The organism is Sphingomonas sp. AP28, assembly GCF_056680455.1.
This window is the reverse complement of the sequence record NZ_CM155283.1, coordinates 1,871,472-1,894,046: the sequence shown is the minus strand read 5'-3', so window position 1 is coordinate 1,894,046 and position 22,575 is coordinate 1,871,472. Positions and strand designations below refer to the sequence as shown.

The window sequence follows — 22,575 nt, the reverse complement described above, 5'->3', positions numbered from 1 at the left end:
CGGAGACGCGGAGACGCGGCGGAGCCGCTAAGAATGATTCACGCGAAGGCGCAAAGGCGCGAAGAGTAAGAAGGAAAGGTAGATCGAACTTCTGCTCACTCTTCGCGCCTTTGCGCCTTCGCGTGAACGAATCACTGCCTGCGGCGCCACAAGTCGCTCTGCGTCCTCCGCGCCTCTGCGCGAAACCACTATCTCCGCGTCTCCGCGTCTCCGCGTGAATCATCCTGCTGCCTTAGCCACGCTCAAAGCCGCCGCGAGATCGAGCCGGCCGTCGTACAAAGCCCGCCCCGTGATCACACCCTCGACCCCGTCCCGCACATGCAAAGCCAGCACGTGGATCTCGGCAATCCCCTTCACCCCGCCGCTGGCGATCACAGGAATGTCCACCGATCGCGCCAGATCGACCGTAGCATCGACGTTGCACCCCTTTAGCATTCCGTCGCGCCCGACATCGGTGAACAGCAACGACGCCACTCCCGCATCCTCGAACCGCCGCGCCAGATCGACCGCGCTCGTGGTCGACACGTCAGCCCAACCCTTGGTCGCGACCATGCCGTCCTTCGCGTCGACAGCGACGACGATCCCACCCGGAAAATCCTTCGCCACGCCGCGCACGAACTCTGGGTTCTCCAGCGCCGCCGTCCCGATCACGACGCGCGAGACGCCCAGGTCGAACCAGCCCTCGACGCTAGCCCGCGTCCGGATCCCGCCGCCGAGCTGCACATGCCCCGGAAACCGCGCGACGATCGACCGCACCGCATCGCCGTTGACCGAAGCCCCCGCGAACGCCCCGTCGAGATCCACCACGTGCAGATGCTCCGCCCCCGCCTCGGCGAACAACATCGCCTGCGCTGCGGGATCGTCGCCGTACACGGTCGCGCGGTCCATATCGCCCTCGGCGAGACGGACCACCTGACCCGCCTTGAGGTCGATCGCGGGGAAGATAATCAGGCTCACGGCCGCCACTCCAGGAAACGTTCGAGCAAGGCCAGGCCGTAGCGCTGGCTCTTCTCAGGATGAAACTGCACGCCGATCATTGTGTCACGACCGATCGCCGCAGTGACGGGACCGGCATGATCGGTCGTCGCGAGCACGTCGGCGCCTTCAAAGGCGAAGCTATGCAGGAAATACGCCTCGCCCGGCTCGATCAGCGGATGCGCCACGGAGGGAACGACGTCGTTCCAGCCCATGTGCGGGACCTTCGCCTCCATCGTCCCCGGCTCCAGCCGCCGCACGCGTCCCGACACCCAGCCAAGCCCGGCATGAGTCCCCATCTCCTCGCCCGCATCGGCCATCAACTGCATGCCGACACAAATGCCGAGAAACGGCGTACCCTCGTCGCGCACTCGCCGGTTCAAAGCCTCGACCATCCCCGGCACTGCGCGCAACGCCGCCGCGCAAGCGCCGTACGCGCCAACACCCGGCAACACGATCCGGTCAGCTTTCGCAACGACATCCGCATCCGAAGTTACGATCAGATCGACACACCCAGCCGTCCGCAACGCGTTCTCGACCGAATGGAGATTGCCAGCGCCGTAATCGATAAGCGCCAGCGTCACGCGAGTAACTCGGCGATCCCGGGCAGGACCATGCTCGCGGTAAACGCGCTGATCTCAGCCGTCGCAAGTCCGCTGCTTACGAACGGATCGGTCGCCACCACCGCTTCGACCGCCGCCTTCTCGCCGCGGATCAGGATGACCCCGCCGGTACGCGGAATTTGCCGGCCCGAAGCGAGAAACACCCCCTCCGCATAGCCCTTGGCGAGCCATGCAACGTGCTCCTTCATCCGCGCATCGATCGCGTCCAGTGGTGCGACGTAGGTCAGCACGACCACGCACATCGGCGCGTCGGTCCGCGCAAACGGCTCGCTCACAGGATTCCCTTGGTCGACGGAATCGCGTCCGCCTTGCGCGGATCGATCTCGATCGCCGCCCGCAACGCCCGCGCCACACCCTTGAAAGCCGCCTCGGCGATGTGGTGGTTGTTCGACCCGTACAGCGTCTCGACGTGCAGCGTGATCCCCGCCGCCTGTGCGAAGCTATGAAAGAAATGCTCGAACATCTCGGTATCCATCCCGCCGAGGCGCTTCTGCGAGAACAGGTCCTTCCACACCAGCCACGGCCGACCGGAAATATCCAGCGCCACCCGCGTCAGCGTCTCGTCCATCGGCGACAGCGCATCGCCGTACCGCGCAATCCCCCGCTTATCGCCGAGCGCCTGCGCGAACGCCTGGCCGATCGCGATGCCGGTATCCTCGACGGTGTGATGCTCGTCGATGTGCAAGTCGCCCTTGGTCCGCACGCGGATATCGATCAGCGAGTGACGCGACAATTGTTCGAGCATGTGATCGAAGAAACCGACCCCGGTCTCGACGTCGTACACGCCGGTCCCATCGAGGTTCACGGTGACGTCGATCGCCGTCTCGGCGGTGGAGCGGGTGATCGTGGCGGTGCGCATGCCACCTCCCATAACGTCCGCCACGACGCATGCAATCTTGACCGGCATCCGAATGGCGCTACCCAAGGGATATGACCGATGGACTGCCCGATAGCCTGATTCCGTACGACGAGATCGTACAAGAAGCCCTGCGTGCCGTGGTCGGCCGCGTGCTCGGTTCGGTCGCGGAGGCCGGCGGGCTTCCCGGCGAGCATCATTTCTACATCACCTTCAAGACGCAGGCACCGGGAGTCGACATCCCCAAGCGCCTGATCGAGCGCTTCCCGGACGAGATGACGATCGTCATGCAGAACCGCTACTGGGACCTCATCGTCGACGACGAGCGCTTCTCGATCGGGCTCAGCTTCAACCAGGTGCCGTCGAAGCTGGTGATCCCATACTCGGCGATCACCGCGTTCCAGGACCCGGCGGTAAGCTTCGAGCTCCGCTTCCAGGCGCAGGAAGGTGCGGAAGACGCACTCGGCGACCATGACGAAGCGGAAAACGACGGCCCGACGGCTGTGCCGATCGAAGACGGCTCGAACGTCGTCGCGGTGGATTTCAAACGGAAGAAGTGAACCTCTGAACTCCCTCTCCCCGTCGGGGAGAGGGAAGGGGCCCGCGGCACTTGCCGTGGGAAGGGTGAGGGGAATTGGGACGCGCGTTCCGAGCCTCAAGCCCCTCACCCTTCCGTCGCCTGCGGCTCCTCCCTCCCTCTCCCCGAAGGGGCGAGGGATCCCGCACACGCTACGGAAGGTTCTCCCCGCATGACCCAAACCCGCACAGAAACCGACACGATCGGCCCGATCGAAGTCCCCGCCGACGCCTATTGGGGCGCCCAGACCGAACGCTCGATCGAGAACTTCCCCTTCGCCACCCGCGAACGCATGCCGATCGAGATCGTCCACGCGCTCGCCCTCGTCAAACAAGCTGCCGCGCGGGTGAATCGCTCGCACGGCCTCGACGAAACCATCGCCACCGCGATCGACTCCGCCGCGCAGGAAGTCATCGACGGCAAGCTCGACGACCAGTTCCCGCTCGTCATCTGGCAGACCGGCAGCGGCACGCAGTCGAACATGAACGCCAACGAGGTCATCGCCGGCCGCGCGAACGAAGTCCTCACCGGCACCCGCGGCGGCAAGTCGCCGGTCCACCCCAACGACCACGTCAACATGAGCCAGTCGTCCAACGACAGCTTCCCCACCGCGCTCCACATCGCCGCCGCGATTGCCACCACCCACCGCCTGATCCCCGCGCTCGACAAGCTGCACGCCGCGCTCGACGCGAAGGCCAATGCCTGGGACGACATCGTCAAGATCGGCCGGACGCACCTGCAGGACGCGACACCGCTGACGCTCGGCCAGGAATTTTCCGGCTATGCGAACCAGCTCTATCGCTGTCGCCACCGGATCGAGCCTGCGATCAGTCACGGCATGGTGATCCTCGCGCAGGGCGGCACCGCAGTCGGCACCGGCCTCAACGCCCCCGCCGGCTTCGGCGACGCGATCGCGCACGAACTGGCCGGGATCACCGGCCTGCCGTTCGTCAGCGCGCGCAACAAGTTCGAGGCGCTCGCGTCGAACGACCCGCTCGTCCACCTGTCCGGCACGCTCAACACGCTGGCGGTCGCACTGACCAAGATCGCCAACGACATCCGCCTGCTCGGCTCGGGCCCGCGCTGCGGCTTCGGCGAGATCGACCTCCCCGCGAACGAGCCCGGCAGTTCGATCATGCCCGGCAAGGTCAACCCCACCCAGTGCGAGATGCTGACGATGGTCGCGGGGCAGGTGATGGGCAACCACGTCGCGGTCACCGTCGGCGGGATGCAGGGCCATCTCGAGCTGAACGTGTTTAAGCCGCTGATCGGCGCCAACGTCCTCCGCTCGATCGACCTGCTCTCGACTGCGATGGAAGGATTCGCCGAGCGCTGTGTCGACGGCATCGAACCCAATCGCGGCCGCATCGCGGACCTGCTCGACCGCTCGCTCATGCTCGTCACCGCACTCGCCCCCGAGATCGGCTACGACGCGGCCGCGAAGATCGCCAAATACGCGCACGCCGAAGGGCTGACGCTTAAGGAAGCCGGCCTCGCGCTGCGGTTGGTCGATGCCGAAACGTTCGACCGCGTCGTCAAACCCGAATCGATGCTAGGCCGCTGACCGTTCTCCTGCGCACGCAGGAGCCCAGGGTACCAACCGAACCGCCCGCGACCCTGGACTCCTGGGTGCGCAGGAGAACGCGGGCGCGGGGGAACCCAATCCTCCGCCAAACGCTAACCCGCCACACGGACAGGAGAAATTACGTGGGCGCAACGACCATAGGCGCGCTGATCGGCGCAGGCATCGACTCGCTCAGTGGCGACGACGGCAACGCGGACGGCGCGATCATCGGTGCGATCACCGCCAACGTACTCAAGATCGTCGTGCCGCTAGCCGTGACCTACGCGATCGGCTGGGCAGTGCTGCGCGGTGCAGCGGAACTCAAAGACCAGGTTCTCGGGGAGTCAGAAGCATGATCGGACGTATTATCAGTGCATTGGTTGGCCGCGAGATGGGCCGTCGCGACGGTTCGGGCGGCGCCTCGGGCGCAGTAAAGGGTGTCGTGGCTATGGGCCTGATGCGTCGCATGGGCCCGCTCGGCATGATCCTCGGCGGCGGCTACGCGGCCAAGAAGGCCTATGACCGCAACAAGGCGCGCAAGGCCGGCTATTAATCCGCCTTCGTAATGCCACGCGCGGGCCGCGCATGGGTTGACGCCCATATGCGGTCCGCGGCAAGGGCGCGCATGCCCCACACACTTCCGTCCGACCCGCATGGTTTCCGTCGTCGCGGAGTCCTGTTCGTCCTGTCCTCGCCGTCCGGCGCCGGCAAGTCGACCATCGCGCGCAGATTGCTCGCGGACGAGCACGAACTCGAGATGTCGGTCTCGGTCACGACCCGGTCGGTGCGACCCGGCGAAGTCGACGGCAAGGACTACCATTTTACCGACCTCGAGGGCTTTCGCGACATGGTCGCGAGGGACGAGTTTCTCGAATGGGCGCACGTCTTCAACCACCGCTACGGCACACCGCGCGCGCAGGTCGAAGAACTGCTTGCGGCCGGCAAGGACGTGCTGTTCGACATCGACTGGCAGGGCGCGCAACAGCTGTTCCAGATCGCCGGCGGCGACGTCGTCCGCGTCTTCATCTTCCCGCCGTCGATGGAAGAACTCCACCGCCGCCTCACCAGCCGCGGCACCGATTCGGAAGAAGTGATCGAAGCCCGCATGTCGCGCGCGGCGAACGAGGTCAGCCATTGGGACGGCTATGACTATGTGCTGGTCAACGACGACGTCGACAGCTGCATCCGCGGCGTAAAGACGATCCTGGCCGCCGAGCGGTTGAAGCGCTCGCGCCAGACCGGGCTGATCGGTTTCATCCGTCGCCTGACGCGCTAACCTGCCAACCCGTTCTCCTGCGAACGCAGGAGTCCAGGGTTACAGGCCGTAGCGTTTGGTATCCTGGGCTCCTGCGTTCGCAGGAGAACGCTTAAAGCAGCCCCAGAAACTTTACCCCGACCCCAAACTCCTTGCGCTTCAATTCCCGCAACTCCGCCGCCTGCCAGTCCTCCCCCCACATCTCGACCGACCAGTCCTCGTCGATCCCCGCCGCCGCCCAGGCCGCATCCGCATCGATCTCACCCTCGATCAACGCCAGCCCGATCACCAGCGACCCGGTCAGCGTCACCACCGGCGACAACCCGGCAAGCCGGAAATCGTCATACGCCGCGACCGCTTCATAAAGCCGCGCGACCGTCGCCGCCGGTTGCGCGACGTGCATCACGCCCGCCGTCACCGCGAAAGTCACGTCATACCGCCCCCGCGCCCAAGCCAGCAGCGGATCCCACGCCGCCGCCTGCCGTTCGACCAGCAGCGGCGGCCCCTCCGCGCGGTAGCAGAGCAGGTCGCTCTCGCCATACGCCGCCAGCCGCGCGGCGAACTGCGCCGGATCGTTCGCGATCGGATCGGTCGCCGCATTGGCCAGGCCCGTCAACGGCATCGTCCGCGGATCGATCGTCTCCCCGACCGCGCGCCATTCCTCCGCGACCGCCTCGGCCAGCGCATCGCTTGGCAACGCCAGCGGTCGCCGCCCGGGCGTCCGCACCGGCTTGCCGTCGAGCGTCACCACCCGGTCCGCATCGATCGCGACGTCTGTCCAGAACCGCTTCATGCGTCAGCACTCCGCCAGCGATGCGCCAAGCTGCGCGGCACGATCGCGATCATTGCCATCGCCGACAACACGATCGCCGTCCCGAGAATTTTCGGCCCGAGATCATGCGCGCGCGCGATCAGGATCAACCCGAGCAACGCGCCCGCAACCCCCGCGAGCCGCACTGCGACCAGCACGAACCAGCGCCGCTGCGCCAGCTTGTCCGCATCGGTCATCGTGGCGCCACCATATGCAGCAAGTCCGGCACAGTCACCGCAACAACATCCGCCCCCGCATCGGAAAGCTCGTGCACGTCGTGATACCCCCACGCGACCCCGACGGCGCGCACACCGGCCGCGCGGGCCATCGCCATGTCGAAGCTCGTATCACCGATCATCGCCGTCGTCTCCTGGGACGCCCCAGCCTCCGCGATCGCCGCGAACAGCATCGCCGGATCGGGCTTTGACGGATGCCGGTCAGCGGTCTGAAGCGTCACGAACCGATCGGTGATCCCGTGCGCGGCGAGGATATGCGCGAGCCCGCGATCGGACTTCCCCGTCGCCACACCTAGCAGCCAGCCGTCATCGGCGAGCGTCTCGATCACCTCGGCAATCCCCTCGAACAGCGGCTCGTCGGCCAGCTCGCCACTCGCCCGCATCGCATGGAACGCATTCTTGTAGTCGGTAGCGAGCGACCGGTGCCGCGCATCGTCCGCCTCCGGCAGCAACACCTGCATAGCCTCGACGAGACTCAAGCCGACGATCCGCCGAATGTCAGCGCGCGGTGGCGAGACCAGTCCGGCGCCTTCGAACGCGCGTTCGCACGCGACGCAGATATTCGCCTGGCTGTCGACAAGCGTCCCGTCGCAATCGAACACGGCAAGACGGATCATGAGATTTTCCAACGCATCGCCGCCTCGTAGATCACGCGTGCACGCGAGGGAACGCCAAACCGGAACGCGCACGCCTGCGAACGGTTCGTGTCGGATAGCTCTGGAGACTCAACGATGGCGCACGCACAGACCGACACCCCGAACATCTGGGCCGCCGCCGCTGCGGGCTTGGTCGCCGGCCTCGCCGCCTCGTTCGTGATGGACCGCTTTCAGGCCGGCGTCGCTGCGCTGTCCTCGTCGGAAAGCGACGCGGAACCCGCGACGGAGAAGGCGGCGGACAAGGTGTCGCAGGTGGTGGTCGGCCACGACATCCCCGACGATCGCAAGCCGCTCGCCGGACAGGTCGTGCATTATGCACTCGGGGCAGGGCTGGGGATCGCCTACGCGGTGGCGGCCGAATACCGGCCTTCGGTGACCGCTGGCTACGGCACCGCGTTCGCTGCGGCGACGACGGCGTTGCTTGATGAGGCTGCGGTGCCGGCGGTGGGTCTCTGTGATGCGCCGTGGAACACCGCGCCGACCACGCATCTGTATAGCGCGGCGTCGCATATCGTGTTCGGGACGGTAACGGAGGGTCTGCGGCGGTTGCTGCTGGGTTGGCTGAAATAGGGTCAGTCTAGTTCCCCCACGAAGGCGGGGGCCCAGGAATCAAGCAGCGCCGACGATCGTGGCCCCTGGACCCCCGCCTTCGCGGGGGAACGGAATGTGCTGAGAAGCTACCGCTAACCAACCATCCCACCCCGGCGAAGGCCGGGGCCCAGTTGGAAAGGTGGCAATAACGGAGCGATGCCCTCCGTTAGCAACGTCCCCCAACTGGGCCCCGGCCTTCGCCGGGGTGGCGCAATATGGTTAGGTCTGATTGCCCAGTCTGACCACTTCACCCTCTCCCCTCGGGGGAGAGGGAAGGGGCCCGCGGCTGCTTGGCCGTGGGAAGGGTGAGGGCACGCGTCAGCCGAAGAGCATCAATTACCGGCTCCCAGGCCCACTCCGAGGCCCAGGCTTCCCAGCCCCACCCGGACGCCCACGCCCAGCAGGCTTGGCCCCCTCAACCCGAGGCCCACTCCGCGGCGCCCCGAACTTCGACCCAGCCCCGGTCCGAGGCCCACCCGTCTTCGGCGCAGGCTTGCCGGTCGCCTTCTCCTCGACAACCCCACGCCCACGCCGCTCACCCTTACGGTCTTTCCGCACCGACTTCGCATGCGCCCTAGCCCGCGACTTCATCTGCTCGCGCGTCGGCGCGGTCTTCTCGTCGAGCACCAGATCGTCGCCCAGCTTCTCCTCGAAACCCAATTGCTTGAGACTCTCGGCGAAATGCGTCGGCAACTCGGCGGTGACGTCGATCGACCCGCCATCGGGATGATCCACCTTGATGCGGCGAGCATGCAGATGCATTTTCCGCGAGATCCCGCCGGTCAAAAACGCAGCAGCCCCGCCGTACTTGCCATCGCCGACGATCGGATGCCCGATCGCCGCCATGTGCACGCGCAACTGGTGTGTCCGCCCCGTAAACGGCTGCAACTCGACCCACGCCGCGCGGTTGCCCGCGCGTTCGATCACCCGGTACCGCGTCCGCGCCGGCGCGCCTTCGGCCTCATCGACGTGCATCTTCTCGCCGCCGGTGCCCGGCTGCTTGGCGATCGGCAGCTCGATCATGCCGTCCTCGATCGACGGCACGTCGACTACCAGCGCCCAGTAGACTTTCCGCGCGGTCCGCCCCGAAAACGCCTTCGCGAAGAACGCAGCAGCCCGCGACGTCCGCGCCACCAGCAGCGCGCCGGACGTGTCCTTGTCGAGCCGGTGGACCAGCTTCGGCCGACCTTCGTTGTCGTACTGCAACCCATCGAGCAGCCCGTCGACATGCTGCTTCGTCTTGGTGCCGCCCTGCGTCGCCAAGCCCGGCGGCTTGTTCAGCACGAACGCCTGGAAATCCTTGTGGATAACCATGGACTGCGCGAGCTCGGTCTCCTCGTCCGACAGGATCACGCGTTCGCGGACGCGCCTGGGCTTGTCGACGTCGGCGGCGGCCTTGTCGGCTTCGGGCGGCGGCACGCGCAGCATCTGGCCCGCCGCGATCCGATCGCCCGGCGTCGCACGCGCGCCGTCGACGCGGAGCTGCCCGGTGCGCGCCCACATCGCCACCGTCGTGAAGCTCGTGTCGGGCAGATGTCGCTTGAACCACCGGTCGAGCCGGATGCCGTCATCGTCGAACCCGACGTTGAATTCCCGAAAGCCGGAATCGCTATCGCTTTTGCCCGCAGTCATGCGACGGCCCTTACTGCGGAGAGACCCGCGAACAACGCGGCGACCGAACCGATCACCGACACCAAAACATACCCGAACGCGACGCCGAATGCGCCCCGCTCGATCATCGTGACGACGTCCAGCGAGAACGCCGAGAACGTCGTGAATCCCCCAAGCACGCCCACGCCGAGCAACAGCCGCCACGTTTCCGAAGCGGTATTGCGGGCGAGTACGCCGACCAGCACCCCCATCAGCAACCCACCGATCAAATTCACGGCGAGCGTACCGAAGGGATAGTCAGGGCCGAGCAACGACAGCATCGCGCGGCCATTCAGATAGCGCGCGCCGGATCCGACCGCACCACCGACCATGACATAGAGAAGGGGAAGCATTCTCGCGCCCTAGCGTGAATCGGGCAAAACGGAAAGGTGGGGTTGGAGGGTAGGGGTGCGCGCGTCATCCGGGTCAGTTCGAGATCACCGTGCGAGCCCTGTCCAAAAGCTTGTTTCCCCGCGAAGGCGGGGACCCAGACTGGGCTCCCGCCTTCGCGGGAGAACAAGGAGTGAGAGGCGTCGCCCCCCAACACGCCACCACGCCATACACCACCACCCCGGCGAAGGCCGGGGCCCAGTTGGAAAGGTGGCAATAACGAAGGACCGCGCTCGGTTAGCGACGTTCCGCAACTGGACCCCGGCCTCCGCCGGGGAGGTGAATCTCAAGCGAAGATTGTCGGGAGGCTTTCAGTAGCGCCAAACCGCTCGTCACCGCCCAGCGTTGGAAACCAGATCCACATCGCTCCCGCCACCAGCCCGCGTCGTCACATACACCACATAAGCGTCATTCCCCCGAACCCCGCCCAGCACATGCTGCTTGCCGTCGGTGCTATGCCCAGCCGAATACCCCGCCGCGCTAGCCTTCGTGAAATACCAGTCGAGCATCTTCTGCATCGGCGCGGCGCTCGCGAAACTCACCACGCGCAACCGACACCCATCGCGATCCGCCCCCGCAGCCTCGGTCAGCCGCGCCGCCGGATACAGCGGCAGGTCCGCCGGCAACCGGTTCGCCCACCCCGCCGAATAGCCGATCTTCTGCGCACAGACTCCCGCATCCGGCGTCGTCTGCCGCTCCGCCAGCGCCCCCAACGTCAAAGCGCCGTTCGCCGACTTGCACTCCGGACAGTCGTTAGACGCTGCCGGCGCACGCTTGAGAATCCGCGGATCGACCGGATCCGCCTTGAGCGGACCCTCCGGCGGCACCGCGCCACTATCCGGCCGAGGCGGCGGCCGCACCGCGTCGGTATTCGATGACTGTGCCAACCGGGGATCGACCATGATCTGCCCCCCCAGCGACGACGTCAGCGCCGGATCGCGCACCGCGCCATTGGTCAGCTCTGCATCGAGGCTGTTGAGATCCTGCTGATCGGTCGACGACCGTCCACACGCGGCCAGCGCGAGCGGCAAAAGAATCAGGGCGGGGCGCAGGGGAAAAGTCATCACTGCCATCCTATGCGCGAAAGATGGTGAAGAAAGCGTTTTCCACACACCCTCAATCCTCCCCCTGGCGGGGGAGGGTCGTAAGGGCCCGCCAAGTCTTGCCCGAACCCCCGCGACTCGCCATGTTCACCCCATGCTGAACATCGTCTCGATCCTCATCGGCCTCGTCACCCTGGTGCTTGGCCTCGTCGCGTTCATCCCGCTGCTCGGCTGGATGAACTGGCTCGTCATCCCGATCGGGATTGTCGGTGCAGCGGTTGGCGCGCTGTCGTCGAGCACCGGCGGCCGCAACCTCAACATCGTCCTGATCATCATCTTTGCGCTCCGCCTGAGCCTCGGCGGCGGCATCATCTGACGCAAGAAGGGCCCGGCGTTTCCACCGGGCCCTCCTGATTGCGAAACCTACCCGCCGTTATGCGGCGAGGTTGTGCTCCAGCGTGATCTCGGCGTTGAGCACCTTCGACACCGGGCAGTTCGCCTTGGCGTCCGCGGCGATCGCCTCGAACTCTTCCTTCGAGATGCCGTCGACCTTGGCGTTCAGCGTCAGCGCCGACTTGGTGATCTTGAACCCGTCGCCGTCCTTGTCAAGCGTCACCTTCGCCGACGTCTCGAGCGTGCCGGCCTCGTAGCCCTTGCCGGCGAGCGCGAAGCTCAGCGCCATCGTGAAGCACGACGCGTGGGCGGCCGCGATCAGCTCCTCGGGGTTGGTGCCGGGCTCGTTCTCGAACCGCGTGTTGAAGCCGTACGGGCTGTCGGACAGCACGCCCGACTGGGTCGAGACATGGCCCTTGCCGCTCTTGCCGAGGCCTTCATACTTTGCCGAACCGCTGCGTGTGGTCATCGTTTTGATCCTTCATCGGACAAGAAAAAAGGCGTCGCGGTTTCCCACGACGCCCTTCCCCAACGCGCAACTACCGAAATAGCGGCATTGATTTAGCCGATGAGTGTCAGCGGCAACGACGGTTGTTGTTGCTCGTGCCCTTGTCGATCGCGCGACCGGCGAGACCGCCGAGGACGGCGCCGCCCAGCGTGCCGACCGTGCGGTCGCCGCGGGTGTCGACCGTGCGGCCGAGCAGTGCGCCACCGACGCCGCCGATGATCGTGCCGGTCGTGCCGTTGCTCTTCTTGCAATAGACGCGGCCGTCGCGACCACGCCATTCGCGACGATCGCGCGCATCGGCGGCCGACACGGGAACGAGGACGGTCGGCAGGACCATTGCGCTGAGGCCCATGGCCAGAACGAACTTACGCATCATGTAACTCCCTAGTGAATTGATCTGCTGGTATAACGAAGCCTCTATAGCGCCAGTTGCATGAACCAAAAACAACACCGCGTTCATGCTGCCGTTCATCTTCGGGACCGGTATCGGACGTTGCTGTTTACGGCCGACGGGCATCATTCCGCGGTCCCGCTTTACGCTGGATGGCAGGCCGGTTACGTCGCCGCGATGTTGCCTGTGCCCTTGCCCGTCGAGATCCTCCCCGTCGCCGCGCCCTGGTTCGACCTCGCAGGCCTAGCGGTGTTCGCCGCGTCGGGTGCGCTTGCCGCGGCCAAGCGCGGCCAGACGTTCGTAACGCTGGTGTTCTTCGGGCTGATCACCGGCGTCGGCGGCGGCACGGTGCGCGACCTGCTGATCGGCGCGCCGGTGTTCTGGGTACACGACGCGCGCGCCGCGAGCGTGTGCCTCGGCATGGCGCTGCTGATCTGGGTGACGCCCGAGCGGTGGTGGAAGGACGAGGCGCTCGGCTGGTTCGACGCGGTCGGGCTCGCGGCGTACGCGGTCTACGGCGCGGCGAAGGCGTTGGGGTACGGCGTGCCACCGGTACCGGCGGCGCTGATGGGGGTGATGACGGCGTGCGTCGGCGGTATCATCCGCGATGTGCTGGCGGGGGAACCGTCGATCCTGATGCGGCCGGAGTTGTACGTGACCGCGGCGGCGCTGGCGGCGGCGAGCTATGTAGGGCTGGTGTTGCTGGGGGTGCCGCTTGCTTTAGCGGCGGTTATCGCGGCAAGTGCGGGGTTCACGTTAAGGGCCGCCGCGATCCGCTTCCATCTGGCGCTGCCTGCATATGGTGGACGCCGCTAACCCACGCAGCGTGTTACGCTATCACTTGTTTCCCCGCGAAGGCGGGGACCCAGTCTGGGCTCTCGCCTTCGCGGGAGAACAAGGATGGGTGGACCGGTGGTTGGGCTTGAACGGACGGCCCTATCTAGCTCGTTCTGATGCTGAGGCTGGTCTCCATCCGTGGGCAAAGCACTACCCAACACCCCAAACCACCCCGGCGAAGGCCGGGGCCCAGTTGGGAGACGTCGCTGAATAGCGTTGCGCTCCGTTACTCCAGCTTTCCCAACTGGGCCCCGGCCTCCGCCGGGGTGGTGGCTCCGCCGGCGGTGCCGCTCGGTCGGCGGTCAGGCCTCCACGAAAAGAAAAACTACCCCCGCACGACCCCAACATCCGCAAACCGCCGCGGCTCCACCGGCGGCACCGCAGGCTCATTCAGCGCGCACTGCCAATGCCCGACATCGATCCACTGCCCGTTCTTGTACCCGACCTCGCGGTACACCCCCGCGCGGCGAAACCCGACCGCCTCATGCAGCTTGATCGACGAATCGTTCGGCAACGCGATCGCCCCGATCGCCTGCGTAAACCCCTGAGCCCGCAACGTATTGATCAGCGCCTCGTACAACAGCCGCCCCGCACCCTGCCGCTGCGCCGCATCCGCGACATACACCGTGGTCTCGCACGCGAACCGATACGCCTCGCGCTTGTGGAACGCCGACGCATAAGCGTACGCCAGCAGGCCACCCTCGATGCCGATCGTTGCCACCAACCAAGGATACAGCCCGTCCGACGCCGCCATCCGCGCGCGCATCTGCCGCGCATCGGGCGCCTCGGTCTCGAACGACACCGTCCCGACCAGCACGTGCGGCGCATAGATCGCCGCGATCGACGCAGCGTCCTCCGGCACCGCCGCCCGAATGACGATCCCGCCGCCGTTGCCAGTTGCGGGGATCGCCATCAGAACCCGATCCGCGCCAACAGCAGATCGAGCAGCTTGGCATCCCCGAGCCCCGCAGCCGTCGGCCCCATCCCGCCGCACTCCAGGCAGCGCGCCTGGATCGAGCCCGACGTCGCCAGCCGCTTCATGTCGCCCACGGCGCGCGCGAGCATCTGGCGTCGGTCCGCCGCCACATGCGCGAACGCATCGCCGCCGGTCGCGCCATCTGCAGCGTCATCCTCGTCGCCCCTGAAATCCTGCGCGATCGTCGCTAGGAAGCCCGGCTTCTTCTCCAGATACTCGGCATGCACCTTGGCGGGATCGAGCTTGGCGCGCTTGGCGGCCTCGTCGATCGCGTCCTGCAACGTCCCGAACCGGTCGACCAGCCCGATCTGGCGTGCGGTGCCACCATCCCAGACGCGGCCCTGGCCGATCTCGTCGACCCGTGCCGGCGTCATCTTCCGCGAGGCGGCGACGCGCGAGACGAACTGGCGATAGCCGTTCTCGATCCCAGCCTGCGCGATCGCGTCGAACATCGGCGTGGTGCCGCCGGTAATGTCGGGCTGGCCCGACAGCGGCGTGGTCTTCACGCCGTCGCTGGTCACGCCGATCTTGGCGAGCGCGTTCTCGAAGGTCGGGATGACGCCGAAAATCCCGATCGAGCCGGTGATCGTGCCGGGCTCGGCAAAGATCACGTCGGCCGGCGTCGACACCCAGTAACCGCCGCTCGCAGCCAGTCCGCCCATCGACACGACGACGGGCAGCTTCTGCCGCTTGGCTTCGAGGATCGCGAGCCGGATCTGCTCCGACGCCAGCACAGACCCACCCGGCGAATCGACACGCACGACGAGCGCCTTCAGCGTCTTCTTGGCAAGCCCGTCGAGTACCGCCTTCTCGATCGTCTTGCCCGCGGCCTTGCCGGGGCCGCTCTCGCCGTCGACGATCTCGCCGGCGATCGTCAGCACGCCGATCGAATCGCCCGCGGTGGGGAGGGGGTTGGCCTTCACCCACGCGTCGTACTTGATCGCGGTGTAGTTGCCCGCCGGCTTGTTCGCGTCGCTGCCGGCATATTCCGCCACGCGCCGGCCGAAGCTGGTCCGATCGCCGAGCTTGTCGACGATGCCCGCGCGCAAATTCGCCTCGGCGATGTTGCCGTTCGCCGCGAGGATGACCTTGTCCGGCGCGGTCATGAACTGCGCGATCTGCGCCTTGGGGCGTGCTTTCGCGACGGCCTCACGCCACTGCGCGAACAACGTGCCGTACAGCGCGGTGCTGGCGGCGCGCGCGTCGTCGCTCTGGTCGGCCCGCGTGTACGGCTCGACGAACGACTTGTAGCGGCCGACGCGGTAGACGTGCGCGTTGACCCCGAGCTTGTCGATCAGGCCCTTGTAATACAGCTGGTTGCCGCCCGGCCCCATGAAGATCGTCCCGCCCAGCGGATTGACCCAGACCTCGCTCGCGTTCGCCGCCAGCCGGTAGCCGGCATCGGTGTACGCGGTCGCATAGGCCAGCACCGGCTTGCCACTAGCCCGCACCCGCGCCAGCGCGTCGCCGACCTCGCCCAGTGCCGCGGGATACGCGCCGCCGAAGCTGTCGAGATCGAGCACGACGACCTTCACGCGCGCATCGGTCCGTGCGGTGTCGATCGAGCGGACCACGTCGCGCAGGCGAAACTGCCGCGTCCTGCTCTGCCCGGAAAGTGCCGCGAACGCGGCCTGCTCCTCGGGCTGCTCGACGATCGAGCCGTTGAGATCGAGGACCAGCGCGCCATCCTTGATCGCCGTCGTGCTCTGCCGCGCGTTGAGTGCCGCGAAGATCAGCCCGAAGAACAGCAACATCGCGATCAGGACGAGCGCGTCCTTGATCGCCACGAGGAACTTCCACACGCCCCGGACAAGCCGCCACTTCCGCCGCGGCGGACGGGCAGGGTCGACATAGGAGGGGGCGTAGGACGGCGCAGCGGTATCGGTCATGGGACCAGAGCTAGAGCATGCGCGGACCGAGGTAAATGCCCTGTATTACGCGTCCAACACAGGAAGCGTTCTAGCCCGCGCATCCACCCCAACCACCACGCAGTTCCCCTCCCGCTTGCGGGAGGGGTTAGGGGAGGGGAGTCCCACGAGCACCCGTCCGAGAAACCCCTCCCCCTACCCCTCCCGCAAACGGAAGGGGAGCAGAAGAGAGTGGGCCCGTCTGGCCTCGTGTTCTCCTGCGAACGCAGGAGCCCAGGATACCAAGCACCGCCCTCCGTCACCCTGGACTCCTGCGTGCGCAGGAGAACGGCAGTGCTCGGCAGTGCCGTGGCTCACCCCCCTCAGCCACGCCGCCCGAATACCACGCCCGCCCGAAAAAATTCGCTCCCGGAACCTTTGACATGCCACACCACGAGGCACATATGCCGTCCGTTGGCACTCGATAACCTCGAGTGCCAGAAATCTGTCACAATCCAAAAGGACATGGACCCCATGAACTTTCGTCCGTTGCATGATCGCGTGCTGGTGAAGCGCCTCGAAGCCGAAGAGAAGACGGCTGGCGGCATCATCATCCCCGACACCGCCAAGGAAAAGCCGCAGGAAGGCGAAGTCGTCGCCATCGGCACCGGCACTCGCGCCGAGAACGGCACGATCACCCCGCTCGACGTCAAGACCGGCGACAAGATCCTGTTCGGCAAATGGTCGGGCACCGAGGTCAAAGTCGACGGCGAAGACCTTCTGATCATGAAGGAATCTGACATCCTCGGGATCGTCGGCTGACTTCTGCCGGGTTACCTTGGTGTAACCTTATCGTGACTTTTAAACTTATACGAAAGGGCAGCTGACATGGCTTCCAAGGACGTAAAATTCGGTCGTGACGCGCGTGAGCGCATCCTCCGCGGCGTCGACATCCTCGCCGACGCGGTCAAGGTGACCTTGGGCCCCAAGGGCCGCAACGTCGTCATCGACAAGAGCTTCGGCGCACCGCGCATCACTAAGGACGGCGTCACCGTCGCCAAGGAGATCGAGCTCAAGGACAAGTTCGAGAACATGGGTGCGCAGATGCTGCGCGAAGTGGCCTCGAAGACCAACGACATCGCCGGTGACGGCACGACCACCGCGACGGTCCTGGCGCAGGCTATCGTCCGCGAGGGCATGAAGTCGGTCGCAGCGGGCATGAACCCGATGGACCTGAAGCGCGGCATTGATCTCGCCGTCATCAAGGTCGTCGAGGACGTCAAGGCGCGTTCGAAGCCGGTTTCGGGTTCGAAGGAAGTGGCGCAGGTCGGCATCATCTCGGCAAACGGCGACCGTGAAGTCGGCGAGAAGATCGCTGAAGCCATGGAGAAGGTCGGCAAGGAAGGCGTGATCACCGTCGAGGAAGCGAAGGGTCTCGAATTCGAGCTCGACGTCGTCGAGGGCATGCAGTTCGACCGCGGCTATCTGTCGCCGTACTTCATCACCAACCCCGAGAAGATGACCGTCGAGCTTCAGGATCCCTACATCCTGATCCACGAGAAGAAGCTCTCGAACCTGCAGGCGATGCTCCCGATCCTGGAAGCCGTCGTTCAGTCGGGTCGTCCGCTCCTGATCATCGCAGAAGACATCGAGGGTGAGGCTCTGGCCACGCTCGTCGTCAACAAGCTGCGCGGCGGCCTGAAGGTCGCAGCGGTCAAGGCACCGGGCTTCGGCGATCGTCGCAAGGCGATGCTTGAGGACATCGCGATCCTGACCAAGGGCGAGATGATCTCGGAAGACCTCGGCATCAAGCTCGAGACCGTCACGCTCGGCATGCTCGGCACCGCCAAGCGCGTCACGATCGACAAGGACAACACCGTCATCGTCGACGGTGCCGGCGATCACGACACGATCAAGGGCCGCACCGAAGCGATCCGCCAGCAGATCGAGAACACGACCAGCGACTACGACAAGGAGAAGCTCCAGGAGCGTCTCGCCAAGCTTGCCGGCGGCGTTGCCGTGATCAAGGTCGGCGGCTCTTCTGAAGTCGAAGTCAAGGAGCGTAAGGACCGCGTCGACGACGCGCTGCACGCAACCCGCGCAGCCGTCGAAGAAGGCATCGTCCCCGGCGGCGGTACGGCTCTGCTGTACGCAACCAAGGCTCTCGACGGCCTCGAGGGTGCGAACGACGACCAGACGCGCGGTATCGACATCGTGCGCAAGTCGCTGACGGCTCTGGTTCGCCAGATCGCACAGAATGCGGGTCATGACGGTGCGGTGGTTTCGGGCAAGCTGCTCGACGGCAACGACACGTCGATCGGCTTTAACGCCGCGACCGACACCTACGAGAACCTGGTGGAAGCCGGCGTGATCGATCCGACCAAGGTCGTCCGCACCGCGCTGCAGAACGCAGCATCGGTCGCAGGCCTCCTGATCACGACCGAAGCGGCCGTGAGCGAAATGGCCGAAGACAAGCCCGCCATGCCCATGGGCGGCGGCGGCATGGGCGGCATGGGCGGCATGGACTTCTGATCTTGGACCGGGCCAGCGAGAGCTGGCCCGGACACAAGATCAGAACGGCCGGCGGGCTGGGCGGCGCAAGCCCCCAGTCCCGTCCGACGAAAAGGGCCGGCTTCGCCGGTCCTCCGTTTCGAACAAGACGACCAAGGCAAAGGGCCGGGGAGCAATCCCCGGCCCTTTGTTTGTCCGCCCGCAAGTGGTAAAACACACCGATGCGGCACGATCCCCTCTACAAGAAGATCACGGTCGACGAGTTCCTCGCGATCGACTTCGGCACCGACCGCAAGTTCGAATTGGTAGACGGCGTCATCCGCATGACGACCGGCGGCACTCCCGCCCATTCTCGGGTGGCTACCAACATCCTCGTATTCTTAGCCGGGAAGCTCCGCGGTACGGGATGCCGAGCGTACAACTCCGACATGGGTGTACGGGTCAATGACACCGATCTGCGCTACCCCGACGTCAGCGTCTTCTGCGGGAATCCGGCAACTCGCGAACGCGAAGAACAGCGCGTATTCAGCGATCCCCAAGTGATTTTCGAAGTCCTCTCCGGCTCGACCGCGAAGGTAGACCAGGGCGCAAAGCTCGCCGAATATCGCGAACTCCTATCGGTCAACACCATCGTCTTCGCCGACCCCGAAAACGAACTGACCGAGTCGTCCAACGTCTCGGACCAACGACGTGGCGTGACGACATGTTCGCCCAGCCGCACGACGTAGCGCTGCCGGCGTTAAACCTGACGATCCCCCATACCGAGATCTTCGCCCGGGACTGACACGCGCTACTTTGCCACCACTTCGTCCGCCGAAATCTGGTCCAGCGCCCGCCACACGACCGGCGCGATGTGGCCCAGGTCGAAGCTGTGATACGCCTCGCCGTCGATGGGCACGACCAACGCCTTGCCGCCAGCTGCCGCGCGTAACCGCTCCGCCGCGGCGAACGGCACGACCTCGTCCTTGCGGCCATGCATCAGCAGCACCGGCACCGTCACCCGCCGGATCGCCGCGACGTTGTCGAACGCGTTCGCGTAAAACGTCCGCGTCATGCCGGGTACGAACCGCGCGAACGAGTCGAACGCCCCCAATGTCACGACGCCATCGATGTCCGGTACCTCGGAGAGGTCCGCGGCCACGCGTAGCGCCACCGCCGCTCCAAGCCCGTCGCCGAAGACGAACCGCTTGCCGTTGGGCACCAGCTGTTTCGCCAGGTCCACGAACGCGCGGCCATCCTGGTACAGCCCGCGTTCGTCGGGAGTGCCGGAATTGTCGCCATAGCCGCGATACGACGCGACGAGTACGCCACGGCCGTCGCGGGCAAAGGCCTGGGCGGCCTTCGCAGCGACATCGCGATTGCCCGCGCGGCCCGGTAGGTAGATCAATACCCCACCGTTCGCGGTTTCGGGCGGCCAGAACCAGCCCTTCAATATGACGCCGTCGGCCGACACGGCCTCGACCATCCGGGGCGCCCGCCCGGTCCATGTCGGTGTCGCGGCAACCGGCACCGGCCGGTACAGTGCTTGCCCGACCGGGTTGACGCAACCGGCGAGCGTTGCGGAGAGAAGTGTCGCAGAAGTCAGCGAAAGCCAAACCCGCCAGGAATGCCCAGATTTGCATTCGCGCAAGCCAAGCCTGCCGTTCGCCGCAGCATTTATCATCACACCCTCTCTCATTGCGCGAACATTACGAACGGGCCGCCAATGAGGCACCAGAAATTCTTTCCAACTCAGAGGTTTGTCATTCAGTTCGCCCAATGATCACGCGAAGGGTGCAACGGTCCCGGGTTCCCGCTACCATCGCGGCATGACCGCAGGACGCATCGATCAGTTGACCGAGGCCCAACGCGCCTGTCTCCGGCTCGTACTCACCCATCACAATTCCAAGGAGATCGCGCAGATCGTTGGCGTTTCGCCGTCCGCGATCGACAAAAGGATCGAGCGTGCGATCCAGATCCTCAGGGTCGGAACGCGATTCGAGGCCGCGCGCCGGTTACAGGATCACGAGCGGACGTTGCCCGACCAGGGCGCCTTGGCCCGTACTCATTTGCCGCCCGATCTCGTCGTCGTCGTCGAGCCAGTCACGACCCCGGAACAGCCTCCGGCATACGAACGGCTACCATCCGAACCACTCGACGTTCCCTCCATCCCCTACAAGCCTGCAAGCAGCGGTCAGATCGAGCCGTGGGGGTTTGTTCGCCGCTTCCTCGGGCTATCCGGTGGCAGCGGATCGACGGGGGTGGCGCGCAATCGGTTTTCGATCGGCGACAGGATATTTCGACTACTCGCACTCATGGGACTGATCGCCGTCACGTCGATGGCGGTCGTCAACATGGCGATGACGTTGACGACATTGTTACGATCGAACCGAGACCAGACCGCTCCCGTACACGGCACCGCAACGTCGGTGCCCAGGGGAGGAATTTCGATGTTGAGGGAACGACGCCGCGCTGCCGACAGGGTGGCCAATGACTTTCTCGAGGCAGAAGCTGCGGTCGACAAGGCCGCGATGCTGACGGCGTCGTGCATGGCCACGTTGATGCAGCAGCGGGTCGCCGCGAACCTGCCGCTCGGCACCGGCGCCGCCGCGTTGCAGATGGTATCGCAGGCATCGTTCGAGATGATCGCCGTCCGACAGCGTTTCATCGAAGCGCACCGTGCGCTGGTCGACGTCCGTACCGAGATCGGCCTCGGCCAGTTCTACGGATATGGCGACACGGCGGAATGCCCGCCGAACGAAGGCGCGATGCGGTTCGCGGCCGACTTCGACACGCCGTTCCATCTGGCCGCGGTCGCCTGAACGGCCGACTGACGGTCCTGCGGAGATAAGAGTTGGATCGGGTCTGGGCTTTCTACGCGATACAGTTGACCGCGTCCGGCTACGCGCTCCTGCGGGGCGGGGCACCGGAGCGGTTGACAGGCCTGGCCTTGTTGCTGGCAGCGCTATCTACGAGCGTCATCCAGCGCGACATTCCGGTATTGTTCGCCGGGATTGAGGTCGGTGTCATGGTCGTCGACCTGATCCTGCTCGTCGTGATGATCGCGATCACGTTGCATGCCGATCGCTTCTGGCCAGCCTGGGTCACCGCGCTCCACGCGTTGGGGACGGGGGCTCATCTGGCCAAGGCGATCAGCCCCGACGTCATCCGCCTCGTCTACGCCGTCCTTTCCGCCGTCTGGAGCTATCCCATCGTTCTGCTTCTCGTGATCGGGACGGTCAGGCATTCGCGACGGATCCAGGCCCAGGGCTGGGATCTCGACTGGAGCCGTCAGGACCAAACGATCCGATAGGCGAATTCGGAAGACGTTTATGACTTACGCACTTGCCGTATCACCCATCAACAGCGCCAAGCGTGCGACCCCGTTCGCGATATCGGACACCGCGCTGGTCGATGCGGCCCGGCGGTTGTACGACCTTCGCAAGGTCCGGGACGCGATGCTCGGGAACGCGCTGTTTTCGGAACCTGCATGGGACATCCTGCTCGACCTGTTCATTTCCGAACACGAGCAGCGGCGGCTCAGCGTATCGGCGGTTTGTATCGGCGCACGGGCGCCATCGGCCACCGCACTGCGCTATCTGACGATGTTGCAGGATGCCGATCTGGTGGAACGCATTCGCGACGCACGGGACGGGCGTCGTTCCCACGTCCAGCTCACCGCGCTCGGCCATCTCCGCATGGCGAACCTGCTATGCCGTCTGATCGACGCCTGATCCGGGCTAGGACCAGGCCGAACCGTCTACCCGCAGGGGGCGGCCTTCGATTGACGGGCACCACGATCTTCGTCAGCGCGCCCACTGCCGGGTATGCCGTGCAAATGGGGTCGCACCGGCTATAGGGCCGCAACCGTCGTGAGGGACCGCGGTGGCGCGGTAGGAGGGGTAG

The 22,575-nt window shown here is 65.7% G+C and carries 29 protein-coding genes; 14 read left to right on the top strand and 15 right to left on the bottom strand.

Annotated features, from left to right (window positions below; genetic code table 11):
• Window positions 1-219 precede the first annotated feature (219 nt).
• From hisA to hisB, 4 genes are read right to left on the bottom strand one after another with little or no spacing between them, the layout of a single operon-like run.
• Window positions 220-957, bottom strand: coding sequence for a 1-(5-phosphoribosyl)-5-[(5-phosphoribosylamino)methylideneamino]imidazole-4-carboxamide isomerase (gene hisA, locus AC1MH0_RS08560; RefSeq protein ID WP_480965522.1), 738 nt, complete (start codon window positions 955-957; stop codon window positions 220-222).
• Entirely contained in the window at window positions 954-1,559 is a 606-nt protein-coding gene (gene hisH, locus AC1MH0_RS08555; protein WP_480965521.1) for an imidazole glycerol phosphate synthase subunit HisH, read from the bottom strand. The genes hisA and hisH overlap by 4 nt, the downstream gene beginning before the upstream one ends.
• On the bottom strand, window positions 1,556-1,873 hold the full coding sequence (locus tag AC1MH0_RS08550) for a YciI family protein (protein WP_480965520.1): 318 nt from the start codon (window positions 1,871-1,873) through the stop codon (window positions 1,556-1,558). Before AC1MH0_RS08550 ends, hisH begins: the two co-directional genes overlap by 4 nt.
• On the bottom strand, window positions 1,870-2,457 hold the full coding sequence (gene hisB / locus AC1MH0_RS08545) for an imidazoleglycerol-phosphate dehydratase HisB (RefSeq protein ID WP_133020768.1): 588 nt from the start codon (window positions 2,455-2,457) through the stop codon (window positions 1,870-1,872). The genes AC1MH0_RS08550 and hisB overlap by 4 nt, the downstream gene beginning before the upstream one ends.
• A gap of 71 nt (window positions 2,458-2,528) precedes the next feature.
• Between hisB and AC1MH0_RS08540 the strand changes: the two genes are divergently transcribed.
• The 5 genes from AC1MH0_RS08540 (at window position 2,529) to gmk (ending at window position 5,871) form a co-directional block, all read left to right on the top strand.
• The gene (locus tag AC1MH0_RS08540) at window positions 2,529-3,014 is read left to right on the top strand and encodes an SspB family protein (protein ID WP_056489744.1); all 486 of its coding nucleotides are present in this window, start codon (window positions 2,529-2,531) and stop codon (window positions 3,012-3,014) included.
• A gap of 189 nt (window positions 3,015-3,203) precedes the next feature.
• Window positions 3,204-4,595, top strand: a complete 1,392-nt coding sequence (gene fumC / locus AC1MH0_RS08535; RefSeq protein ID WP_480965519.1) for a class II fumarate hydratase — start codon at window positions 3,204-3,206, stop codon at window positions 4,593-4,595.
• A gap of 143 nt (window positions 4,596-4,738) precedes the next feature.
• The gene (locus AC1MH0_RS08530; RefSeq protein WP_480965518.1) at window positions 4,739-4,951 is read left to right on the top strand and encodes a hypothetical protein; all 213 of its coding nucleotides are present in this window, start codon (window positions 4,739-4,741) and stop codon (window positions 4,949-4,951) included.
• Window positions 4,948-5,148, top strand: coding sequence for a hypothetical protein (locus tag AC1MH0_RS08525; protein WP_056052077.1), 201 nt, complete (start codon window positions 4,948-4,950; stop codon window positions 5,146-5,148). The genes AC1MH0_RS08530 and AC1MH0_RS08525 overlap by 4 nt, the downstream gene beginning before the upstream one ends.
• Window positions 5,149-5,220: 72 nt before the next feature.
• Window positions 5,221-5,871 carry a guanylate kinase gene (gmk, locus tag AC1MH0_RS08520; protein WP_480965517.1) on the top strand — a complete coding sequence of 217 codons (651 nt, stop codon included), beginning with the start codon at window positions 5,221-5,223 and terminating at the stop codon, window positions 5,869-5,871.
• Between the two features lie 91 nt (window positions 5,872-5,962).
• On the opposite strand, the gene AC1MH0_RS08515 is transcribed toward gmk, so the two are convergent.
• The 3 genes from AC1MH0_RS08515 to AC1MH0_RS08505 are packed head-to-tail and all read right to left on the bottom strand — an operon-like array spanning window position 5,963 to window position 7,514.
• Complete coding sequence (locus tag AC1MH0_RS08515; RefSeq protein WP_480965516.1) at window positions 5,963-6,643, bottom strand: ATP12 family chaperone protein; 681 nt, start codon at window positions 6,641-6,643, stop codon at window positions 5,963-5,965.
• Window positions 6,640-6,858, bottom strand: coding sequence for a hypothetical protein (locus AC1MH0_RS08510; RefSeq protein ID WP_480965515.1), 219 nt, complete (start codon window positions 6,856-6,858; stop codon window positions 6,640-6,642). The genes AC1MH0_RS08515 and AC1MH0_RS08510 overlap by 4 nt, the downstream gene beginning before the upstream one ends.
• Window positions 6,855-7,514, bottom strand: a complete 660-nt coding sequence (locus AC1MH0_RS08505; RefSeq protein ID WP_480965514.1) for an HAD-IA family hydrolase — start codon at window positions 7,512-7,514, stop codon at window positions 6,855-6,857. The genes AC1MH0_RS08510 and AC1MH0_RS08505 overlap by 4 nt, the downstream gene beginning before the upstream one ends.
• A gap of 114 nt (window positions 7,515-7,628) precedes the next feature.
• On the opposite strand from AC1MH0_RS08505, the gene AC1MH0_RS08500 reads away from it, so the two are divergent.
• Window positions 7,629-8,123 (top strand): DUF1440 domain-containing protein, encoded by a 495-nt coding sequence (locus AC1MH0_RS08500; protein ID WP_480965513.1) that lies wholly within the window; start codon window positions 7,629-7,631, stop codon window positions 8,121-8,123.
• 357 nt (window positions 8,124-8,480) lie between these two features.
• On the opposite strand, the gene AC1MH0_RS08495 is transcribed toward AC1MH0_RS08500, so the two are convergent.
• The 3 genes from AC1MH0_RS08495 to AC1MH0_RS08485 form a co-directional block, all read right to left on the bottom strand.
• Window positions 8,481-9,776 (bottom strand): RluA family pseudouridine synthase, encoded by a 1,296-nt coding sequence (locus tag AC1MH0_RS08495; protein WP_480965512.1) that lies wholly within the window; start codon window positions 9,774-9,776, stop codon window positions 8,481-8,483.
• A complete protein-coding gene (crcB, locus tag AC1MH0_RS08490) occupies window positions 9,773-10,147 on the bottom strand; it encodes a fluoride efflux transporter CrcB (RefSeq protein WP_480965511.1) in 375 nt (124 codons plus the stop codon). The genes AC1MH0_RS08495 and crcB overlap by 4 nt, the downstream gene beginning before the upstream one ends.
• Window positions 10,148-10,516: 369 nt before the next feature.
• Window positions 10,517-11,248, bottom strand: coding sequence for a hypothetical protein (locus AC1MH0_RS08485; RefSeq protein WP_480965510.1), 732 nt, complete (start codon window positions 11,246-11,248; stop codon window positions 10,517-10,519).
• A gap of 133 nt (window positions 11,249-11,381) precedes the next feature.
• On the opposite strand from AC1MH0_RS08485, the gene AC1MH0_RS08480 reads away from it, so the two are divergent.
• Window positions 11,382-11,603 carry a hypothetical protein gene (locus AC1MH0_RS08480; RefSeq protein WP_132737284.1) on the top strand — a complete coding sequence of 74 codons (222 nt, stop codon included), beginning with the start codon at window positions 11,382-11,384 and terminating at the stop codon, window positions 11,601-11,603.
• A gap of 57 nt (window positions 11,604-11,660) precedes the next feature.
• Here the strand turns inward: AC1MH0_RS08480 and AC1MH0_RS08475 are convergent, their stop codons facing one another.
• Together AC1MH0_RS08475 and AC1MH0_RS08470 are read right to left on the bottom strand one after the other, a co-directional pair.
• Window positions 11,661-12,089 carry an OsmC family protein gene (locus tag AC1MH0_RS08475; RefSeq protein WP_056065668.1) on the bottom strand — a complete coding sequence of 143 codons (429 nt, stop codon included), beginning with the start codon at window positions 12,087-12,089 and terminating at the stop codon, window positions 11,661-11,663.
• Between the two features lie 106 nt (window positions 12,090-12,195).
• Entirely contained in the window at window positions 12,196-12,501 is a 306-nt protein-coding gene (locus AC1MH0_RS08470; RefSeq protein WP_056065671.1) for a glycine zipper 2TM domain-containing protein, read from the bottom strand.
• Window positions 12,502-12,696: 195 nt separating this feature from the next.
• On the opposite strand from AC1MH0_RS08470, the gene AC1MH0_RS08465 reads away from it, so the two are divergent.
• On the top strand, window positions 12,697-13,335 hold the full coding sequence (locus tag AC1MH0_RS08465) for a trimeric intracellular cation channel family protein (RefSeq protein WP_192145875.1): 639 nt from the start codon (window positions 12,697-12,699) through the stop codon (window positions 13,333-13,335).
• Window positions 13,336-13,681: 346 nt separating this feature from the next.
• On the opposite strand, the gene AC1MH0_RS08460 is transcribed toward AC1MH0_RS08465, so the two are convergent.
• Together AC1MH0_RS08460 and sppA are read right to left on the bottom strand one after the other, a co-directional pair.
• Complete coding sequence (locus AC1MH0_RS08460; RefSeq protein WP_480965509.1) at window positions 13,682-14,269, bottom strand: N-acetyltransferase family protein; 588 nt, start codon at window positions 14,267-14,269, stop codon at window positions 13,682-13,684.
• Entirely contained in the window at window positions 14,269-16,221 is a 1,953-nt protein-coding gene (sppA, locus tag AC1MH0_RS08455) for a signal peptide peptidase SppA (protein WP_480965508.1), read from the bottom strand. The genes AC1MH0_RS08460 and sppA overlap by 1 nt, the downstream gene beginning before the upstream one ends.
• Before the next feature lie 492 nt (window positions 16,222-16,713).
• Here sppA and groES point away from each other — a divergent pair, with 492 nt between their 5' ends.
• The 3 genes from groES (at window position 16,714) to AC1MH0_RS08440 (ending at window position 19,418) form a co-directional block, all read left to right on the top strand.
• On the top strand, window positions 16,714-17,001 hold the full coding sequence (gene groES / locus AC1MH0_RS08450) for a co-chaperone GroES (RefSeq protein ID WP_056052039.1): 288 nt from the start codon (window positions 16,714-16,716) through the stop codon (window positions 16,999-17,001).
• A gap of 66 nt (window positions 17,002-17,067) precedes the next feature.
• Entirely contained in the window at window positions 17,068-18,711 is a 1,644-nt protein-coding gene (gene groL, locus AC1MH0_RS08445) for a chaperonin GroEL (RefSeq protein WP_056065680.1), read from the top strand.
• A 200-nt stretch (window positions 18,712-18,911) separates the two neighbouring features.
• Window positions 18,912-19,418, top strand: coding sequence for a Uma2 family endonuclease (locus AC1MH0_RS08440; RefSeq protein WP_480965507.1), 507 nt, complete (start codon window positions 18,912-18,914; stop codon window positions 19,416-19,418).
• A gap of 62 nt (window positions 19,419-19,480) precedes the next feature.
• Here the strand turns inward: AC1MH0_RS08440 and AC1MH0_RS08435 are convergent, their stop codons facing one another.
• Window positions 19,481-20,353, bottom strand: coding sequence for an alpha/beta hydrolase (locus AC1MH0_RS08435; RefSeq protein ID WP_480965506.1), 873 nt, complete (start codon window positions 20,351-20,353; stop codon window positions 19,481-19,483).
• Between the two features lie 145 nt (window positions 20,354-20,498).
• On the opposite strand from AC1MH0_RS08435, the gene AC1MH0_RS08430 reads away from it, so the two are divergent.
• The 3 genes from AC1MH0_RS08430 to AC1MH0_RS08420 are packed head-to-tail and all read left to right on the top strand — an operon-like array spanning window position 20,499 to window position 22,403.
• Entirely contained in the window at window positions 20,499-21,491 is a 993-nt protein-coding gene (locus AC1MH0_RS08430; RefSeq protein WP_480965505.1) for a sigma factor-like helix-turn-helix DNA-binding protein, read from the top strand.
• Window positions 21,492-21,523: 32 nt separating this feature from the next.
• Window positions 21,524-21,982, top strand: a complete 459-nt coding sequence (locus AC1MH0_RS08425; RefSeq protein WP_480965504.1) for a hypothetical protein — start codon at window positions 21,524-21,526, stop codon at window positions 21,980-21,982.
• A gap of 19 nt (window positions 21,983-22,001) precedes the next feature.
• Window positions 22,002-22,403 (top strand): winged helix DNA-binding protein, encoded by a 402-nt coding sequence (locus AC1MH0_RS08420; RefSeq protein ID WP_480965503.1) that lies wholly within the window; start codon window positions 22,002-22,004, stop codon window positions 22,401-22,403.
• Window positions 22,404-22,575: the final 172 nt, after the last annotated feature.

Excerpts from the sequence above, each read along its gene's own strand:
- AC1MH0_RS08475 (WP_056065668.1), bottom strand. The coding sequence starts at position 12,089 with ATGACCACACGCAGCGGTTCGGCAAAGTATGAAGGCCTCGGCAAGAGC.
- sppA (WP_480965508.1), bottom strand. The coding sequence starts at position 16,221 with ATGACCGATACCGCTGCGCCGTCCTACGCCCCCTCCTATGTCGACCCT.
- AC1MH0_RS08510 (WP_480965515.1), bottom strand. The coding sequence starts at position 6,858 with ATGACCGATGCGGACAAGCTGGCGCAGCGGCGCTGGTTCGTGCTGGTC.
- hisB (WP_133020768.1), bottom strand. The coding sequence starts at position 2,457 with ATGCGCACCGCCACGATCACCCGCTCCACCGCCGAGACGGCGATCGAC.
- AC1MH0_RS08525 (WP_056052077.1), top strand. The coding sequence starts at position 4,948 with ATGATCGGACGTATTATCAGTGCATTGGTTGGCCGCGAGATGGGCCGT.
- AC1MH0_RS08485 (WP_480965510.1), bottom strand. The coding sequence starts at position 11,248 with ATGACTTTTCCCCTGCGCCCCGCCCTGATTCTTTTGCCGCTCGCGCTG.
- groES (WP_056052039.1), top strand. The coding sequence starts at position 16,714 with ATGAACTTTCGTCCGTTGCATGATCGCGTGCTGGTGAAGCGCCTCGAA.
- gmk (WP_480965517.1), top strand. The coding sequence starts at position 5,221 with ATGCCCCACACACTTCCGTCCGACCCGCATGGTTTCCGTCGTCGCGGA.
- AC1MH0_RS08420 (WP_480965503.1), top strand. The coding sequence starts at position 22,002 with ATGACTTACGCACTTGCCGTATCACCCATCAACAGCGCCAAGCGTGCG.
- AC1MH0_RS08515 (WP_480965516.1), bottom strand. The coding sequence starts at position 6,643 with ATGAAGCGGTTCTGGACAGACGTCGCGATCGATGCGGACCGGGTGGTG.
- AC1MH0_RS08465 (WP_192145875.1), top strand. The coding sequence starts at position 12,697 with ATGTTGCCTGTGCCCTTGCCCGTCGAGATCCTCCCCGTCGCCGCGCCC.
- AC1MH0_RS08480 (WP_132737284.1), top strand. The coding sequence starts at position 11,382 with ATGCTGAACATCGTCTCGATCCTCATCGGCCTCGTCACCCTGGTGCTT.
- groL (WP_056065680.1), top strand. The coding sequence starts at position 17,068 with ATGGCTTCCAAGGACGTAAAATTCGGTCGTGACGCGCGTGAGCGCATC.
- crcB (WP_480965511.1), bottom strand. The coding sequence starts at position 10,147 with ATGCTTCCCCTTCTCTATGTCATGGTCGGTGGTGCGGTCGGATCCGGC.
- AC1MH0_RS08440 (WP_480965507.1), top strand. The coding sequence starts at position 18,912 with ATGCGGCACGATCCCCTCTACAAGAAGATCACGGTCGACGAGTTCCTC.
- AC1MH0_RS08470 (WP_056065671.1), bottom strand. The coding sequence starts at position 12,501 with ATGCGTAAGTTCGTTCTGGCCATGGGCCTCAGCGCAATGGTCCTGCCG.
- AC1MH0_RS08460 (WP_480965509.1), bottom strand. The coding sequence starts at position 14,269 with ATGGCGATCCCCGCAACTGGCAACGGCGGCGGGATCGTCATTCGGGCG.
- AC1MH0_RS08435 (WP_480965506.1), bottom strand. The coding sequence starts at position 20,353 with ATGATAAATGCTGCGGCGAACGGCAGGCTTGGCTTGCGCGAATGCAAA.
- AC1MH0_RS08495 (WP_480965512.1), bottom strand. The coding sequence starts at position 9,776 with ATGACTGCGGGCAAAAGCGATAGCGATTCCGGCTTTCGGGAATTCAAC.
- AC1MH0_RS08500 (WP_480965513.1), top strand. The coding sequence starts at position 7,629 with ATGGCGCACGCACAGACCGACACCCCGAACATCTGGGCCGCCGCCGCT.
- fumC (WP_480965519.1), top strand. The coding sequence starts at position 3,204 with ATGACCCAAACCCGCACAGAAACCGACACGATCGGCCCGATCGAAGTC.
- AC1MH0_RS08505 (WP_480965514.1), bottom strand. The coding sequence starts at position 7,514 with ATGATCCGTCTTGCCGTGTTCGATTGCGACGGGACGCTTGTCGACAGC.
- AC1MH0_RS08540 (WP_056489744.1), top strand. The coding sequence starts at position 2,529 with ATGACCGATGGACTGCCCGATAGCCTGATTCCGTACGACGAGATCGTA.
- AC1MH0_RS08430 (WP_480965505.1), top strand. The coding sequence starts at position 20,499 with ATGACCGCAGGACGCATCGATCAGTTGACCGAGGCCCAACGCGCCTGT.